Origin of the sequence: Candidatus Poriferisodalis sp., assembly GCF_965208895.1 — a bacterium.
Lineage (GTDB): Bacteria > Actinomycetota > Acidimicrobiia > Acidimicrobiales > Poriferisodalaceae > Poriferisodalis.
In genome coordinates this window covers 4055837-4071146 of the sequence record NZ_OZ242363.1, presented here as the reverse complement: position 1 = coordinate 4071146, position 15310 = coordinate 4055837, and the positions used below count along the sequence as shown (strand labels likewise).

Annotated in this window: 16 protein-coding genes; 11 read left to right on the top strand and 5 right to left on the bottom strand. The window is 64.7% G+C overall.

Annotation, left to right across the window (positions count from 1 at the left end; genetic code table 11):
* Window positions 1-65 precede the first annotated feature (65 nt).
* Complete coding sequence (locus tag ACOGJB_RS18240) at window positions 66-1631, bottom strand: 4-hydroxyphenylacetate 3-hydroxylase N-terminal domain-containing protein (RefSeq protein WP_419838501.1); 1566 nt, start codon at window positions 1629-1631, stop codon at window positions 66-68.
* A gap of 147 nt (window positions 1632-1778) precedes the next feature.
* Here ACOGJB_RS18240 and ACOGJB_RS18235 point away from each other — a divergent pair, with 147 nt between their 5' ends.
* Window positions 1779-2903 carry an AAA family ATPase gene (locus tag ACOGJB_RS18235; protein WP_419838500.1) on the top strand — a complete coding sequence of 375 codons (1125 nt, stop codon included), beginning with the start codon at window positions 1779-1781 and terminating at the stop codon, window positions 2901-2903.
* A 7-nt stretch (window positions 2904-2910) separates the two neighbouring features.
* Window positions 2911-3528, top strand: a complete 618-nt coding sequence (locus ACOGJB_RS18230) for a DUF3226 domain-containing protein (RefSeq protein WP_419838499.1) — start codon at window positions 2911-2913, stop codon at window positions 3526-3528.
* Between the two features lie 667 nt (window positions 3529-4195).
* Here ACOGJB_RS18230 and ACOGJB_RS18225 read toward each other — a convergent pair.
* The 3 genes from ACOGJB_RS18225 to ACOGJB_RS18215 all read right to left on the bottom strand — a co-directional run bounded on the left by ACOGJB_RS18225 (window position 4196) and on the right by ACOGJB_RS18215 (window position 6905).
* Complete coding sequence (locus ACOGJB_RS18225; RefSeq protein WP_419838498.1) at window positions 4196-5167, bottom strand: quinone oxidoreductase family protein; 972 nt, start codon at window positions 5165-5167, stop codon at window positions 4196-4198.
* A gap of 76 nt (window positions 5168-5243) precedes the next feature.
* A complete protein-coding gene (locus tag ACOGJB_RS18220; RefSeq protein ID WP_419838497.1) occupies window positions 5244-5816 on the bottom strand; it encodes a VOC family protein in 573 nt (190 codons plus the stop codon).
* Window positions 5817-5954: 138 nt separating this feature from the next.
* On the bottom strand, window positions 5955-6905 hold the full coding sequence (locus ACOGJB_RS18215) for an LLM class flavin-dependent oxidoreductase (protein WP_419838496.1): 951 nt from the start codon (window positions 6903-6905) through the stop codon (window positions 5955-5957).
* 134 nt (window positions 6906-7039) lie between these two features.
* On the opposite strand from ACOGJB_RS18215, the gene ACOGJB_RS18210 reads away from it, so the two are divergent.
* The gene (locus ACOGJB_RS18210) at window positions 7040-7483 is read left to right on the top strand and encodes a GlcG/HbpS family heme-binding protein (RefSeq protein ID WP_419838495.1); all 444 of its coding nucleotides are present in this window, start codon (window positions 7040-7042) and stop codon (window positions 7481-7483) included.
* Between the two features lie 43 nt (window positions 7484-7526).
* Here ACOGJB_RS18210 and ACOGJB_RS18205 read toward each other — a convergent pair whose 3' ends face one another.
* Window positions 7527-8252 (bottom strand): hypothetical protein, encoded by a 726-nt coding sequence (locus ACOGJB_RS18205; protein WP_419838494.1) that lies wholly within the window; start codon window positions 8250-8252, stop codon window positions 7527-7529.
* A gap of 245 nt (window positions 8253-8497) precedes the next feature.
* Here ACOGJB_RS18205 and ACOGJB_RS18200 point away from each other — a divergent pair, with 245 nt between their 5' ends.
* From ACOGJB_RS18200 to ACOGJB_RS18165, 8 genes are all read left to right on the top strand, one after another.
* Window positions 8498-9901, top strand: coding sequence for an ABC transporter substrate-binding protein (locus tag ACOGJB_RS18200; RefSeq protein ID WP_419838493.1), 1404 nt, complete (start codon window positions 8498-8500; stop codon window positions 9899-9901).
* Window positions 9902-9946: 45 nt separating this feature from the next.
* Entirely contained in the window at window positions 9947-10873 is a 927-nt protein-coding gene (locus ACOGJB_RS18195) for a branched-chain amino acid ABC transporter permease (protein ID WP_419838492.1), read from the top strand.
* On the top strand, window positions 10870-11865 hold the full coding sequence (locus tag ACOGJB_RS18190) for a branched-chain amino acid ABC transporter permease (protein ID WP_419838491.1): 996 nt from the start codon (window positions 10870-10872) through the stop codon (window positions 11863-11865). The genes ACOGJB_RS18195 and ACOGJB_RS18190 overlap by 4 nt, the downstream gene beginning before the upstream one ends.
* Entirely contained in the window at window positions 11862-12578 is a 717-nt protein-coding gene (locus ACOGJB_RS18185; RefSeq protein WP_419838490.1) for an ABC transporter ATP-binding protein, read from the top strand. The genes ACOGJB_RS18190 and ACOGJB_RS18185 overlap by 4 nt, the downstream gene beginning before the upstream one ends.
* 35 nt (window positions 12579-12613) lie before the next feature.
* The gene (locus ACOGJB_RS18180) at window positions 12614-13327 is read left to right on the top strand and encodes an ABC transporter ATP-binding protein (RefSeq protein ID WP_419840768.1); all 714 of its coding nucleotides are present in this window, start codon (window positions 12614-12616) and stop codon (window positions 13325-13327) included.
* Between the two features lie 40 nt (window positions 13328-13367).
* Window positions 13368-13526 carry a hypothetical protein gene (locus ACOGJB_RS18175; protein ID WP_419838489.1) on the top strand — a complete coding sequence of 53 codons (159 nt, stop codon included), beginning with the start codon at window positions 13368-13370 and terminating at the stop codon, window positions 13524-13526.
* Between the two features lie 200 nt (window positions 13527-13726).
* Window positions 13727-14053: a helix-turn-helix transcriptional regulator gene (locus ACOGJB_RS18170; RefSeq protein ID WP_419838488.1), complete on the top strand. Its 327-nt coding sequence runs from the start codon at window positions 13727-13729 to the stop codon at window positions 14051-14053.
* Entirely contained in the window at window positions 14040-15290 is a 1251-nt protein-coding gene (locus ACOGJB_RS18165; RefSeq protein WP_419838487.1) for a type II toxin-antitoxin system HipA family toxin, read from the top strand. The genes ACOGJB_RS18170 and ACOGJB_RS18165 overlap by 14 nt, the downstream gene beginning before the upstream one ends.
* The last annotated feature ends 20 nt before the right edge of the window (window positions 15291-15310 follow it).

Here is a 15310-nt window from a genome sequence, read left to right as displayed (position 1 = left end):
CTGTGATGCATCTGAGGTTGCGGCGGCGCGGCGCGACCGCCGGCCGAGTCGCTCAGCCCGCTGGCTCAGTCCCAGTCGCGGCCCACGATGGAGACGTCATCAGGGTTGAAGAAGCCCGGCAGGTTCCAGCCGTCGAGGTCGTACTCGGACATGCACTGCTCGGCGAAGCCCTCCAGCATCTGCGTCATCGAGCCCATGCCGGGGATCTCGAAGTCGGCCACATCGAGGTTCTCGTAGCGGATCTGCTCGTTGTTGCCGGCGTAGTTGCGCTCGTACAGCTCATGGCGGCCACCGAATTCGCTGCCCATGGCATCCCACAGCAACTTCATGATCTTCATCCGCTCCATCGCGGGGATGTCGTTCGAGCCCCGCACGTAGCGCTCCAGGTACGGCCGGATCTCGTCAGAGCTGAAGTCCTTCGCATTCGAGTTGACGTAGATCAACCCCGATCCGACGACCGATTCCACGATGTCCTTGATGCGCGGGTAAAAGTACGGCGTGAACGTGCGGTAGGCCATGCCATAGAGCAGCGCGGGCTGCACCGCACCGTTCTCCCACGGGTCGGGGCTCTTGGCCATGGCATCGCTGAGGCCCCACATCAGGTTGCGGATGGCGATCACCTCACCCAGGTTGGCCTGCACGCCCCGGAACCCACGGGTGCCGGTCGCCCGCAGCGCTTTCGACAGCAGACCGGCGATGAAGTCCAGCTTCACGCACAGCCTGGCCAGACCGTGAAAGGTGAAACGCGGGATGAAGCCCGACGCAGGGAAGAAGTTGTTGGCGTTCTCGATGTCGCCGTAGAGGAACACGTTCTCCCACGGGATCAATACCTTGTCGAACACCAGGATCGAGTCGTTCTCATCCAACCGGCTCGACAGGGGGTAGTCGAACACGCTGCCCGTAGCCGCCGCCTGCAGCTCATAGGAGTTGCGGCAGATGAGCTTCACGCCATCGGCTTCCATCGGCGTCGTGCAAACGATCGCGTACTGGGGATCTTGCAACGGCACGGGGCCGAAATGGGCAATGAAGTTGTAGTGGGTCAATGCCGAGCCCGTGGCCACCACCTTCGCGCCCGACACGATGAGACCGTTGTCGGTCTCCCGTTCGACGTGCATGCAGACGTCGGCAATCTGGTCAGCACCGAGGTGGCGGTCGACCGGCGGGTGAACGATGGCGTGATTCCAGTACGACACCTCTTCCTGGCTGCGGCGGTACCAGTACTGGGCGTTCTCGCTGTAGTCGCCGTAGAACTCCGGGAAGGCGCCCAGCGTGCCCAAGAACGAGGCCTTGTAGTCGGGGCTGCGGCCCATCCACCCATAGGTCAAGCGCTGCCAGCCAGCAATTGCGTCCCGGGCACCGACGAGATCATCAGCGCTGTGGGGCACACGGAAGAACTTGTGGGTCTTGCCGCCCGATCCGGTGTCGGTGTCGCACATCAGCACGTCTTGCTGGTCGGGATCGTGCAATGCGTCGTACAGCCGGGCGATCGAGCGCACGCTGTTGCGGAACGCCGGGTGCGTGGTGACGTCTCGAACCTTGTCGCCCTGGAAGTACACCGTGCGCCCGTCGCGCAGGCTCTCGACGTACTCGTCGCCGGTCATCGGCGACCATGTCTCGACTGATTCGCTCATAGTTCCCCCTGTCACGTTCCCCTGAACGCGGCCCCGACACTAACGCAGCACGCAGATCGGGATTCCGGGGCTCAGTGCAAAGCTGAGACCAAGGCGCGATACGCTCAGATTCGCAGCCGGTCCGGCGGGTGAAGCGTGTCCGAACACATGACGACTGACGGCCTGCATTTGCCCTCGATGCAGATTCGGGGCTTCCGCGGCATCCCCCGCTTGGACATGAAACGCCTCGGACGTGTCACGCTGCTCGCCGGCCGCAACGGGGTCGGCAAGACGACGGTCCTTGACGCTGTCCGCCTCTACGCAGAGCGCGGAAGCATAGTTGCGCTCCACGGCATCCTTACGCGACATGAGGAACTCGAGACGTGGCCCGACGATGACGACGGCTGGGACGAACGTCCTGTCTTCGAGGCGCTGTTCACAGGGCGTCGTCCTGAGCTGCAGAGCAGCTTCACGGTGGGCCCCGATTCAGGCGAGTCGCGTGTCTGTGCGACGATCGTTGCGCCCGAAGACGTCTCAAGAGATCAGCTGAAGCTGTTCGAGTCCCGCAGCGGGCCGCTCGACAGCCCGATCCTGCAGGTCAAAGTCGGGCAGTACCAGCAGTATCTGCCGGTCTTTGACAAGATCGACCGTGCCTATGAACCGCTGTTCCTGCACGGCCGACGGTCGCGGCACTGGGTCCAAGAAGCGGAATGGCCTGCCAGCGTCGCGTGTGTAGCGCTGGGACCCGGCCTGCCGGGCAATCGTCAAGCGGCAGCGCACTGGGATGAGCTCGCAGCCGGGCCGAGAGAGGAGCTGGCACTCGATGCGTTGCAGCTCGCATGTGATGGCACTATCGTTCGCATCGCTGCCGTGGCTGGGTCTGCGCGATCTCGCGAGCGGCGAATCGTGGTCGGTCTCGACGATGGTGATCGCGTCCCGCTCCGCAGCCTTGGTGACGGCGCTGCCCGGCTCTTTGGTCTGGCGATTGCATTCTCCAACGCGGCCGACGGCTTCCTCCTGATCGACGAGGCCGAGAACGGCATCCACCACTCGTTGCAGACCGACTATTGGCGCTTGGTGTTTCAGGCTTCTCGCGACCACAACGTGCAAGTCATCGCGACAACTCACAGCTGGGACTGTGTCGAAGGATTCGCTCTTGCCGCTAGCAAGGACGAACGGTCCGAAGGCATCGCGGTTCGCCTCGAGCGCCTCGACAATGGCGATCTTCGAGCGATCGAGTACAGCGAGGACACGCTCCGGGTTGCAGCGGAGCGAGGCATCGAGATCAGGTAATCCTCTCGTGGCTGCCGACGGTGCTGCTGGCCCGCGCTTGCTGCTGGTCGAAGGCGCGGATGACGAGCACGTCATCGGGCATCTTTGCGAGCAGACGCAGGCAGCGGCGAACTTCGACATTGCCCAAATGGGCGGCGTTTCCCAGATGAGAGAAGAGATCGAAGCGCATGCCAAGGTGCCGGGCCGAACCGCGCTGGGCATCGTCATCGATGCAAACTCCGATCCGCAGGCGCGATGGCAGAGCATCAGAGATGCCGTCGAGCGGGTCGGCGCCCCACTCCCGACGACACCTGAGCCGGGCGGCACGGTCGTGACGCCAAGCGCAGACGGCGTGCCCATGGTGGGAGTCTGGCTCATGCCCGACAATCAAGGACCAGGCGAACTCGAAGACTTCCTCGCTGAACTCATCCCGCCAAGCGATGAAGTATGGGAACTCGCCCGGCAGTACATCGAGCAGGTGCCGGGTGACCAGCTCAGCAAGCGCACCAAGGCCAGAATCCACGCATGGCTCGCCGTCCGCACCGCCGGCGGTCGTTTGGGCACGTCCATCAGCGCAGGCGTATTCGATGTGCAGCGGCCTGCCGCGCGGTCTTTCGTACGTTGGCTGCACCGCGTCTTCCCCTGACACGGGAACGTCTGACAGACCCGGTGGATTCAAGCTACGCAATCGCTTAGAAACACTCGAGATGTGCGTTGTGCCCTTCTACGGCGAACCAGCCGAGCGCTGTCGCTCGAGGGCCATCCACTGAAGGAATAGTACAGGTACCAACAGTATTCCGAGGCGAAGAATGGATACAAGAAGGCAGATTCCGATGGCTATCGAGCTCAGACGAAGAACCGCGACCATTGCGCGGGCTGGAACCCCGATGGGAAGCCCAACGATGATCCCGACAGTCCAGAATGCAGCTACCACCGCGCCTGGTGGATTGGGCGGCGTCGGCCCATAAGAAGTCGTGGCTCCACCGCTCTGCCCAACAAGTGGGAACACACTGTCTAAGTCAAGTTCGTCACCTTTCAGCGCGAACAGAAGGATCGACATTGAAATCCAATATGCAAGACCGATGAAGCTGATCCAGCGTGCTTCATTAGGGTGGGTGCGTCCCTTCATTGCATGGCCGCCACGGTCAGGTCTTTACAGCGATTAGCACTCTGATATTACGGCAATTGTTGGCAAGATCACTCCGTCGGACCATATCGTTTCGTCTGAAATATCGTCAACGGCAAAATGTCACGTCAGGAGGCCTTTCTGGCGGATGCCCACCACCGCCACAACCCGACCGGGGGATCTGGGCTCAGGGAATGAGCAGAACCTTGCCGGTCGTTTCGCGGCCTTGGAGAGCCTCGTGAGCCGCGCGGGCTTCGGACATCGCGAAGCGAGCGCCGATGCGCACATCGAGTCGACCCTCGGCGATCCAGCCGAACAGGTCGTTGGCCCGGGCTTCGAGCTCTGCGCGGGTGGCGGTGTGGTCGCCGAGCGTCGGCCGGGTGAGAAACAGCGACCCGCCGGCCGACAGACGCAGCGGCGCCATCGGCGGCACCGGTCCTGAGGCATTGCCGAAGGTGGCCATCGTCCCGCGTGGACGCAGGACGTCGAGGCCGCGGTCGAACGTGTCGGCACCGACGCCGTCATAGACCACATCCAACGGCCGCGGCCCGGCAATCCGCTCGACGGCGTCGCCGAAATCCTCGTCGCGGTAGTTGATGACGTGGTCGGCGCCAGCGCCCGCCGCCAGCTCAGCCTTCGCCGCTGTGCCCACCGTCGTGAAGACCTCGGCACCGCGCAGCTTGGCGATCTGGATGAGCAGCAGCCCCACACCACCAGCACCCGCATGGATCTGGCAGCGGTGACCCGGCTCCAGCGGAAACGTCGAGCAGGCCAGAAAGTGGGCGGTCATGCCCTGCAGCATCGTGGCGGCGCCCAGTTCGGTACTGGCCCCTTCGGGCAGCACGACCGCCACGCGGGCGGGGACTCTCGCCTTCTCTGCGTAGGAGCCGGGGTGCCCAGTCCACGCCACCTGATCGCCGACTGCGAACCCCTCGACGCCTTCGCCGACCTCGGCGACGCTGCCGGCGCCCTCCACGCCCGAGATGAACGGGAGCGGCACCGGATAGAGGCCGCTGCGGTGGTACGTGTCGATGTAGTTGACCCCGGCGGCGTCAACATCGACGACCAGCATTCCGGCCTCGGCGACCGGGTCGTCGACTTCGGTCCAGACGAGCGCTTCAGGCCCTCCTGGTTCGGTTACCTGGATTGCGCGCATCAAAGACTCCTAGGGGCGCGCCACGATCACGGAGCCGTGGCGGGAATGGACGTGACGAGGCAGTCCGGACGAGCCGAATTCAGCTTGGGTCGAAGTTGGTCTCGTAGTCGGTGGTGTCGACCAGCAGGTCCTCTTCGGAGAGGGTCACCGCGTAGTTGAGAGCACCGTTGATGTCGTGTTCCCAGACCTCGGCGGGCAGCTCGTAGAGCACCTCGACGCCGTAGCCGTTGGGATCGTTGATGTACACGCTGTGCGTCATGCCGTGGTCGACCCGCAGGTTCATCTTGACGCCGTTTTCCTTGAGGAATTGCACCTGCTCCAGCCAGGACTCCCTGTCGGGGTACGCGATGGCAATGTGATTGACCGCGCTTGCACCCGAGAACATGTCCCATTGCTCGGGCGCCTCGGGCAGCTGGGGCATCTCTACCAAGGCGACATCGTGGTGGTTCACGTTGTCGATGACACCGCTGTAGAACTGCATCTTGTAGGGAGGCACGTTGTACTTGTCTGAGTCCAACGCTCCGACCTGCTTGAACCCCAGCAGGTCGCTCCAGAAGTGATGCGATTCTTCCATGTTGCGGACGTTCAGCACGAGGTGATTGACCCCCCGTGGCGTCACTGCCGTCGTGCGCTTCGCAATGGTGTCGGTCATGAGCTACCCCCGTGACGTGTATTGACATGCGCTGCAACCACTGCCTGAATTGGGTTGCCGCGTCCTGCTGCGGAGCATAGTCACAATCGCCGTTGCTACGAAAAATCTGACTGCGCTCAGAGAAAGTCGCGAGGCAGCTCAGAGTGCTTCGAGCCTCGGCTTGACCTCGGCCGCGATCCACTCGGGGACCGTGTCGTCCTCGTGGCAGAAGTGCTCGAACACCACCTCGTCGAGACCGAGGTCGCGCAGCTGCCCGCAATGGTCCACCAGCTGGGAGACCGAGCCCCGCCACGGTCCGTGGCCCGCCGCAATGGCGTCCTCCAGGCTGATGCCTGAGCCCTCAGGGGCCATCATGTCCAAGAAGCGCTGCAGTACCACTTCCTCATGGTGCTCGTCGGGGCCGATCGTGGCGAAGATGAGCATGGACTTGCGGATGTCTGCGGGATCACGGCCGAAGTCCTCGCAATGCCGGGCCAGTGCCTCGTTCGCGGCCCGGAAGTCGTCAATGTCGAGCGGGGTCGCATTCCACTCGTATGCGTGCTCGGCGGCAATGCGCAGCGTGCGCCGCGGCCCAGTGCCCCCGATGAGGATGGGTGGGCGCCCCGCGGGCGGGTGGGGCTTGGAGTTGGTGCCCTGAATCCGGTAGTAGCTGCCATCGAACGTGCCCGACTCGGAGTACCACAGCTCCTTCATCAGGGCGATCGCCTCTTCAAGCCGGTCGTAGCGCTCAGGGCCGGCGGGGAAGTTCACCCCGTAGATCTCGTGCTCGTCGGGGTACCAGCCTGCGCCGAGACCCATCACGAAGCGCCCGTCTGAGAGTGCATCAAGCTGCTGGGCCATACGGCCGACGTTCACCGGCTCACGAAACGTGACCGGCGTCACCAAGGGGCCGAAGCGAATCCGCTCAGTCTCCTCGGCGGCCATCACGAACGACAGATAGACGTCGATGGCGTCCTTCTGCTTGCCGTTGAAGTAGTGGTCGGAACGGAACAGCGAACGGAACTCCAGCCGCTCGATGAGCCGGCAGATATGGCGCCACCGTTCCCATCCCAGCGGCGTCGCCTCCCCGATGATGATGCCGACGTCCATAGATCGCTCCCCCTGCTGAGCGGCACCGGTGGCCTGCCCTCAGTCGTCCGCCGAGTCGGGGCGATGCGCAGCGGTGCGTGCGCGAGCCGGAGCGTAGTCTCGGCGCGTTCGCCCACTCACAGCCGGAGTTCTCCATGGCCGACAGCACAGGCACCGCCGACACCGCACCCGCACGCTCGCTGACACTCGCCGGCGCCCGCAAGGCACTCGATGCCGCGCTCGCCAAGGCCGCCGACATGGGCGGACTGTTCTGCATAGCGGTGACCGATCCTGCCGGCGAGCCGATTGCCACTGCACGGATGGACGGCGCGCCGCGCCTGTCAGCAGGCATCGCCCTCAACAAGGCGTTCACCGTTGCCGGTTTCGGCGGCATGCCCAGCGGCAACTGGTGGAATCTCATCAAGGATGAACCGGCGCTGGTGCACGGCATCACTCACACGCCGCGGCTCATCGTGTTCGGCGGTGGCGTGGGGATCTTCGTTGACGGCACGTTGGTGGGTGCCATAGGTGCCTCGGGCGGTTCGGCCACCGAGGACACCGAGGTCGCCCAGGCCGGCGCCGACGCGTTGGCCGGCTAGCTGGAGTCGTACATGTGAGCCCGGGCAAGCCGGGCGGCCGGGCTCAGCCCTGGCGCTTGGCGAGCCATTCCTCGAACTCGGGACGCCGATCCTTGGCGATCGGGAACGTGCCGATCGAACTCTCGCCGGCGGCGACCCGCTCGATGGCCCATTCCTCTTCTATCTCCTGAGCGTAGGAGTCGTTCGCAACCTCTTCGGCGAGCAGCGCCGGGATGACCACGGCCCCCTCGCCGTCGCCCACGATGATGTCGCCGGGGAATACGGTGACGCCGGCGCAAGCAATCGGCACTTGGTGTTCGAGCGGGGTGTGCAGCCGGCCAAGAGTCGCTGCGTGGGACGACTGGTGGTACACGGGCAAGCCGACGTCTGCGACGGCCGGCGTGTCGCGCAGCGCACCGTCAGTGATGAACCCCGACGCACCGAGGTGCTTGATCCGCATGGTGAAGATGTCGCCGATGGTGCCGGCGTGCGGCTCGCCGCGGGCTTCCACGATGAGCACCTCTTCGGGCTCGGTCGACTCCACGGCTCGGCGCTGAGCGTTGGGGCCCTGCAGGCGTCGCTCGAAGTCTTCCCGTTTCGGGACAAACCGGAGGGTGTGGGCATAGCCGAGCATTCGCTGCCCCTCATTCAGCGGCCGCAAGCCGTTGAGGAAGCTGTTCTGCATGCCTCGCCGCTGCATCTGACCCGCAAGCGTCGCCGTGGACACTGCGTTGAACTTCATGCGCATGTCGTCAGTGAGCGCCACTGGGCGGTGTTCTGCGTCGGCCATGGGATCCCCATTTCTTTGCCCGTCAGGACTGATTGTGCACGGCGCGTCAAGCGCGTCTCGCTCGCAGCAATGTAACCAATCAAATGCGCCGAATTTGAGTGCGCTCAGTTCTGGGAACCGGATTATGCTCGCCCGAGGCGGGGTCCCCGATCTCGCCCACAGGGGGCGCGGGCTCGGGAGGGCTGGGTTCCCGACCGGGCGATCTGCCCGGTCACACCACGGGGGGGAAGCTCATGCTTCGCAAATTGACAGCAATCGCATTCGTGTTCGTGCTCGTCGCCGCAGCCTGCGGCAGCGATGATGACGACGACACGGCAGACACCGCGGCGCCGGCCGCCACGGAGGCGCCAGCGGCCGACGACGACACGGCCGACGACGACATGGCCGACGAGCACATGGCGATGGACCAAGCCGGCGACTTCTGCGGCCTAGGAAATGGCGAAGAGGCGACCGGCGAGCCGATCGTCATCGGCAACGTGACGACGTCAGTCCCCGGCATTGACTTCTCGACCGGCCCCCTCATGATGGAGGCGTACTTCCGCTGCGTGAACGCAAACGGCGGCATTCACGGCCGCCCCTTGGAGATGGTCTGGGAGAACGACAACGCCACCCCCGAGGACGCCGCAGCGGCAGCACGCAAGCTGGTTGAAACCGATGGCGTCGTGGTACTCGCCGGCGGCTTCTCGATCTTGGACTGCGCGGTCAACGCCGGCTACTACGAGGAGCAGGGCCTGAACGTGATCGTTGCGGGCGTTGCGGGTGAGTGCTTCAGTTCGCCCAACATTTCGGCAACCAACATGGGTCCGGCCTACTCGTTGCTCGGCGCAGCCCAGGCAGTCGTCGCGAAAGGTGCCGCCAACAAGGTCGTGACGGTCACCGGCGTCTCGCCCGCTGCGGAATATGCGCAGTCGCTGGCCGGCGCGTTCGTCGAGCAATCCGGGCTGGAGTGGGAGAACGTCCTGACAGACCTGCCGATCTCGGATCCGACCTCTGTCGCACTCGACCTCGTGAACCGGGCTGGCGACGGCGGGGGCGTGCTGCTCAACTACACACCGCCCGAGGGTCTCAAGATCCTCAAGGCCGCGGAAGAGCAGGGACTGATCGACCGGGTCATCTGGGGCGCGTCGACACCGCTGAATGACAGCGCCGTGGCCGCCACGCTTGGCGCCGCCTGGGAAGGCAAAGTCAACGTCAACGCCGAATTCAGCCTGCTGGACGATCCCCGGCCCGACGTGGAGCTCTACCGGCAGGTGACCGCCGACTTCCACGAAGACCCGACGCTGGGCAGCTTCCAGCAGATGGGCTGGGTGGCCGGCCGCATCCTGGTGCACGCCCTGTTGGGCATGGACCCGGCCGATCTCGATGATCGGGCTGCAGTGAACGCAGCGATCGGCGACATCAAGAACTTCCAGACCGATCACCTGTGCAAGCCGTGGTACTTCGGCGGTCTGGAATTGGGCAACGTGTCGAACAACTGGGACTACAACGTGGTGCCCGACGGCGTGGGTGCCATGCGCGACGACAGCGGCTGCTTCGAGATTGCCGCGATCGACCCCATCCTGGTGGCCGTGCGCGAGGCCGAGGCCGGCGGCGGTCTGACGGCGGATGAGCCCAACAACTGGAAGGGCGGTCTGGGCTCGCAAGGCTGAGCCCGGTAGCCAGCACACCTCGAGTCACCGCACACATCGCGTCGGATGCCCGATAGTTCGATACTGCTGCCCTTCTTCATCCAAGGGCTGGCGTTCGGGGCGATGTATGCGGTGACGGGGACGAGCATCGTCGTCCTCTACCGCACCACAGGTGTGGTGAACCTGGCCTTCGGTGCCGTCGGAACCATGGGCGTCCACCTCGTGTGGTCGTTCATGGGCGGATCGCTCATCGTTCCCGAGCCGCAGGTATCGGGATTCGGCATTCTGCTGTTCCCGGCGCTGGTCGCGCTGTGCGCGGTCATGTTCCTGATCTACGGGCGAGTCTTCGCACCAATTCTGGACAAGCGCGATTCCCTGGTGAAGACGCTGGGAACCGTGGCCTTGGCGCTCTTTCTGATGGGCATCATGAAAGAGCGCTGGGACACCTCCAAGCCTCGCGGCATGCACTTCCCCACCGCGAGGTTCAGCATCGGCAACACCGTCGTTTCGACGACACAAGTGCTGGCGCTGGCGTTTGCATTCGCCGTGGTGATCGGAGTGGGGATCTTCCTGCGGCGCACGAAGACCGGCACCGCCATGCGGGCGATCGCGAACAATCGTGAGACCGCGGCGTTGCTGGGCGTCCCGGTCCGGCGCGTCGAGGCGATTGCCTGGTTCGGCGCCGGTTTGCTGTGCGGCTGCGTCTTTCTGCTGCTGCCGTCGCTCTTCAAGAGCATGGATCAGGTCACCCTCACCTGGTTTGTCATTCCGGCGCTTGCAGGGGCCATCGTGGGCCAGTTCAGGTCGCTGTGGATCACGCTGGGAGCGAGCCTGCTGATCGGCGTCGTGGAGTCGATGCTGACACCGTTCAGCGGCAGCTTGAGCTTCCTGTCCCAGATTCGCAAGATGACCCCCATGGTGATCGCCGTCGTCGCGATCCTGTGGATCTCACGGAAGCGCACGGTGGTGCTCGCAGGCAGGGAGATGTCGTGAGGGTCGCTCAGGCGCTCTCCCACCGAGCCTTCCAACCGACACTCGTCGGCGCGCTGTTCCTGTTTGCGATGTTCGTCATGCCGTCGGTCCTCGACGCAACGTGGATCTTCAACTTCACCCAGATGGCGATCTACGCCGTCGTGGCTGCCAGCGTCGGGATGCTGTACGGCCGGGTGGGCTTGGTGTCGCTGGGCCAGGTTGCCCCCTACGGCATCGGCGCCTGGGTGACGATCCGATTGGCCTACCTCACCGACGTCCCCTACCCCGGGGTGTTCCCCCTGCTGTTGATCGCCGGCGGACTGGTGGCTGCCATCTTCGGGTTGCTCATCGGCTTGCCCGCGCTTCGGGTCAGCGGGCTCTACCTGGCTCTGGTCACACTGCTGCTGGCCGTCGGCATCGAGATCGCCCTGAACCGCATCAAGCTCCCCACCGGCGGTCCGGGTTTTCGAGGAGTCGCGTTCGCGATCGGTGATCGTGAACCGATGCCGCGACCATTCGTCGCTGACGGTGATGTCGCCTTCTTCCGGTACGCCGTGATCGTTGCGTTCGTCATGTTCATGATTGCCGTGGCGTTCCTGGCCTCCAAGCCGGGGCGGGCGTGGGCGTCGGTGAGCCAGAGCGAGCCTTCGGCGCTGGCCTCGGGCATCAACATCACCCGCTACAAGCTGCTGGCCTTCGGCCTGGCTGCCTTCATGGCAGGCGTGGCCGGCGGCTTGTACGGCGCTCATGTGCAGTCGAACTCCAGCATTGCGCAATTCGACCGGCAAGCTGCGCTGTTCTTGATCGCGGTGGTGCTCATGGGCGGCATCAGCTCGCTGTGGGGTGCGGTGCTGGCCGCCTTCTTCGCCACGATCATGCTGCCCTTCCTGACCCAGAACGTCATCGGTCACAATTTCTGGAATGACTTCGCGCTGACCATTTTCGGGATCGGCCTCATGATCAACCTGATCCAGACGACGAAGGCCATGGAGAAGAAGGGTCTGCTCGAGTGATCGAGATCACCGACCTCAGCGTGCAATTCGGCGGTGTCCGCTCGCTGGATCAGGTGACACTCACGTTCCCGGGCGGCACCTGCGGGCTGATCGGCCCGAACGGCGCCGGCAAGACGACGCTGTTCAACGTGATGTCGGGCTTTGTGACACCGGTGTCGGGCCGCGTCGTCATCGACGACATCGACCTGTTGGACATGCCCGACTACGCGCGGGCTCGCTGGGGCGTACGTCGCACCTTTCAGACGGTGCAGGCCATCGAGAGCCTCACCGTGTACGAGAACGTGCTCACCGTGCACGAGCACGCCGCCGAGGGCTCGCGCTCCGAACGCCAAGACGCTGTCGACGACGTGCTCTCGTTCGTCGGGCTGAGCGACGTTCGTGACAAGGTGGTCCGAACGCTGTCTCAGCGTGACCGCCGCTTCATCGAAGTCGCGCGGGCCATCGTCGGCGCACCACGGATTGTGCTCTTTGACGAGCCCGCTGCCGGGCTGCCCGAGGAGGAAACCGAGCACCTGGCACAGATCATTCGCTCGGTGCCTGAGCGCACGGGAGCGACGGCGATCTTGGTGGATCACGACATGTCGCTGGTACAGGCGTGCTGTGAGTGGACAGCGGTGCTCGACTTCGGGCGTCTCGTGGCTGCCGGCCCGACTGCCGATGTCCTGCACGATGAGCGTGTGCTCGCTGCCTACGTCGGCGACGAGGAGGCGTGACCGTGTCCGACGAGACACCCACCGACGGCGCCGCCATGTCGAACCTGGTGCTGAGCGACCTGACCGTGGATCGAGGCGGGCGACCCGTGGTGCACGATGTCTCCCTTGAGGTGCCTCCAGGTGAGATCACCACACTGCTAGGGCCGAACGGGGCCGGCAAGTCCAGCCTCGCTGCCGCCATCGCCGGCTTGGCCCGCACGCGCTCAGGGCAGGTCACCGTCGGCGGCACCGACATCACCGGCTGGCGACCGGAGCGTGTCCGCCACGCCGGCGTGTCGGTGGTGCCCGAGGGCCGCCGGCTGCTGACCGACCTGACCGTGGCCGACAACATGCGCGTGGCCACCTACTCGCTCGACGCCCAGAGCGCGGCCGATGGCGTGGAGTATGCGCAGTCGCTCTTTCCCGAATTGGAACGCCGCTGGGACTACGACGGACGGCTGCTGTCGGGCGGCGAGCAGCAGATGGTGGTGCTGGCCCAGGCGCTGGTGTCGCGGCCCAAGGTGCTCGTTGTCGACGAGCTCTCGCTGGGTTTGGCACCCATCGTCGTGAAGCGGCTTACTCCGGTGTTGGCGGAGGTAGCCGACAGCGGTGTGGCCGTGCTGCTGATCGAGCAGTTCGCCCAGGTCGCATTGGCGATGGCCACCAAGGCGTATGTGCTGGAAGGCGGTCGCATCCGCTACGACGGCAGCGCGGAGGAACTGATTCACCAGCCGGAGGTGCTGCACTCGGCATACCTGTTGCAGGACTGACATATAGACGGCCGCGGCCGGACGGCCAGCGGGCCGTTTCGTGATTCGCAACATCTGGCGCTTGTACGGGGGTTGGTGGAATCTCGACCCGGCTTATTTCAAGCCCTCCCCCAAGGGCGAACTGGTCGCCGAGCGTCCGACGCAGCGAGCCTCAAACACCAGCCGAACAGCAACCACCATCATGCTCACCGCCATATGAGTCCCCGACGCGACACAGGACGACAGATCGATTTCACGGCACGAAGCCAGCGAAGGCTCGAGTCACACCAGCACCCGGCGGGGGGCACAACCAACAGTATGAGTGCGAAGGCTCGTGAAATTTCGCCAGACACCGGCGGATGAGTTTGTTGTCATATAATACTATGTTTTAGATCATTTAACCAGTAATATACTGATGCCATGAGAACGGGCCAGCCACTGAGCCGCGCTGCCTCCGAAGCAGTTCGACTGCTCGGACGGCGTATCTCGCTCGCCCGACGAGAGCGCAGATGGACCGTCGCAGAACTCGCGGAGCGGGTCGGGTCGAGCGAGACCACGGTGCGCAAGGTCGAGCGAGGCGATCCATCAGTCGCATTGGGCACCGTGTTCGAGGCAGCTGCGCTGGTCGGTGTTCCGCTGTTCAGCGACGACGCCATGACCGTGGCCCGCGAAGCCGAACTCGTCGAAGCTCGACTTGCGGTCCTGCCCCAACGAGTTCGCAGGCGTCAGGTTGATGACCAATTCTGAGCCGTTGTCGAATCCCCCCACGGTGTACGTGTGGGTCTGGCTCCCCGGCGCCAGCGAACCCGTGGTGGCGGGACGCCTGGACGACCGGGGGCCGGTGGCGACGTTCACCTACGGCCGCAGCTACCTCGGCAACCCCGACGCCGTCGCGCTGTCCCTGCCCGAGCTGCCGCTGGAGCCCGGAGAAACGCCGCCGGCATCAGGCACGCTGCCGGGCTGCATTGCCGACAGCGCACCGGACGCCTGGGGACGCAGGGTGATCGAACACCGGCACCGACTCGCAGACCAGGACCTCTCCGAACTCGGATACCTGCTCAACTCCGGTTCTGATCGCGCCGGGGCGCTCGACTTCCAGCGCTCGCCCACCGAGTACGTCGCGAGAGTCGCTGAGCAATCGTCGGTGGCCGAACTGGCCGAGGCAGCGGCCGCCATCGAGGAAGGCCGTCCTCTGTCGCCGGCATTGGAACGGGCGCTGCTGGGAGGCACCTCGATGGGCGGGGCACGCCCCAAAGCAACGCTTGTCGACCGGTCGCGCCGCGTCATTGCAAAGTTCAGCTCTGCCGCCGACAGCTACCCGGTCGTCAAGGCCGAATTCGTCTCGATGGAACTGGCGCGTCGAGCGGGCATCGACGCCGCCTCGGTCACGCTGATCTCTGCGGCCGGCCGTGCCGTGCTGCTCGTGGACCGATTCGACCGCACCCCCCAGGGCGGGCGCCGCCTGATGGTGTCCACGCAGACTGTGTTGAACTTGCACGATGCCTATGGAATCGCGGGCCGATACGGGACCTATGTCGACCTCGCAGATCAGATCCGAGCTCGATTCGTCTCGGCGGATGCGACGCTTCGCGAACTCTTCTCGCGCATCGTGTTCAACATGCTGGTCAGCAACACCGACGACCATCCGAAGAACCATGCGGCCTTCTGGGACGGCGAAATGCTGTCGCTCACGCCGGCGTACGACATCTGCCCGCAGCTTCGAAGCGGCGGCGAAGCCTTCCAGTCAATGGCATACGGTCCGAGCGGAGAACGCATCAGCCAGGTCAGCGGGTGCGTCGAGCACGCAGGCCGCTATCACCTCAGCCGAGGCGAGGCTGCCGACATCGTCCAGCATCACATAGAAGTGATCCGCAGCGAGTGGCGCGATGTATGCGATCTGGCGCAGCTGTCCACCCCGGAACGAGAGCAACTGTGGGGACGCCAGTTCCTCAACCCGTTCACCATCAGCACTGGCAGGTCCTAGCGCCTCGAGCGCTGCCTCGC

What these genes read in the sequence shown, in the direction of transcription:
- ACOGJB_RS18240 (WP_419838501.1), bottom strand. Translation starts at nt 1,631, where the DNA reads ATGAGCGAATCAGTCGAGACATGGTCGCCGATGACCGGCGACGAGTAC.
- ACOGJB_RS18235 (WP_419838500.1), top strand. Translation starts at nt 1,779, where the DNA reads ATGACGACTGACGGCCTGCATTTGCCCTCGATGCAGATTCGGGGCTTC.
- ACOGJB_RS18220 (WP_419838497.1), bottom strand. Translation starts at nt 5,816, where the DNA reads ATGACCGACACCATTGCGAAGCGCACGACGGCAGTGACGCCACGGGGG.
- ACOGJB_RS18215 (WP_419838496.1), bottom strand. Translation starts at nt 6,905, where the DNA reads ATGGACGTCGGCATCATCATCGGGGAGGCGACGCCGCTGGGATGGGAA.
- ACOGJB_RS18210 (WP_419838495.1), top strand. Translation starts at nt 7,040, where the DNA reads ATGGCCGACAGCACAGGCACCGCCGACACCGCACCCGCACGCTCGCTG.
- ACOGJB_RS18205 (WP_419838494.1), bottom strand. Translation starts at nt 8,252, where the DNA reads ATGGCCGACGCAGAACACCGCCCAGTGGCGCTCACTGACGACATGCGC.
- ACOGJB_RS18195 (WP_419838492.1), top strand. Translation starts at nt 9,947, where the DNA reads ATGCCCGATAGTTCGATACTGCTGCCCTTCTTCATCCAAGGGCTGGCG.
- ACOGJB_RS18180 (WP_419840768.1), top strand. Translation starts at nt 12,614, where the DNA reads ATGTCGAACCTGGTGCTGAGCGACCTGACCGTGGATCGAGGCGGGCGA.
- ACOGJB_RS18170 (WP_419838488.1), top strand. Translation starts at nt 13,727, where the DNA reads ATGAGAACGGGCCAGCCACTGAGCCGCGCTGCCTCCGAAGCAGTTCGA.
- ACOGJB_RS18165 (WP_419838487.1), top strand. Translation starts at nt 14,040, where the DNA reads ATGACCAATTCTGAGCCGTTGTCGAATCCCCCCACGGTGTACGTGTGG.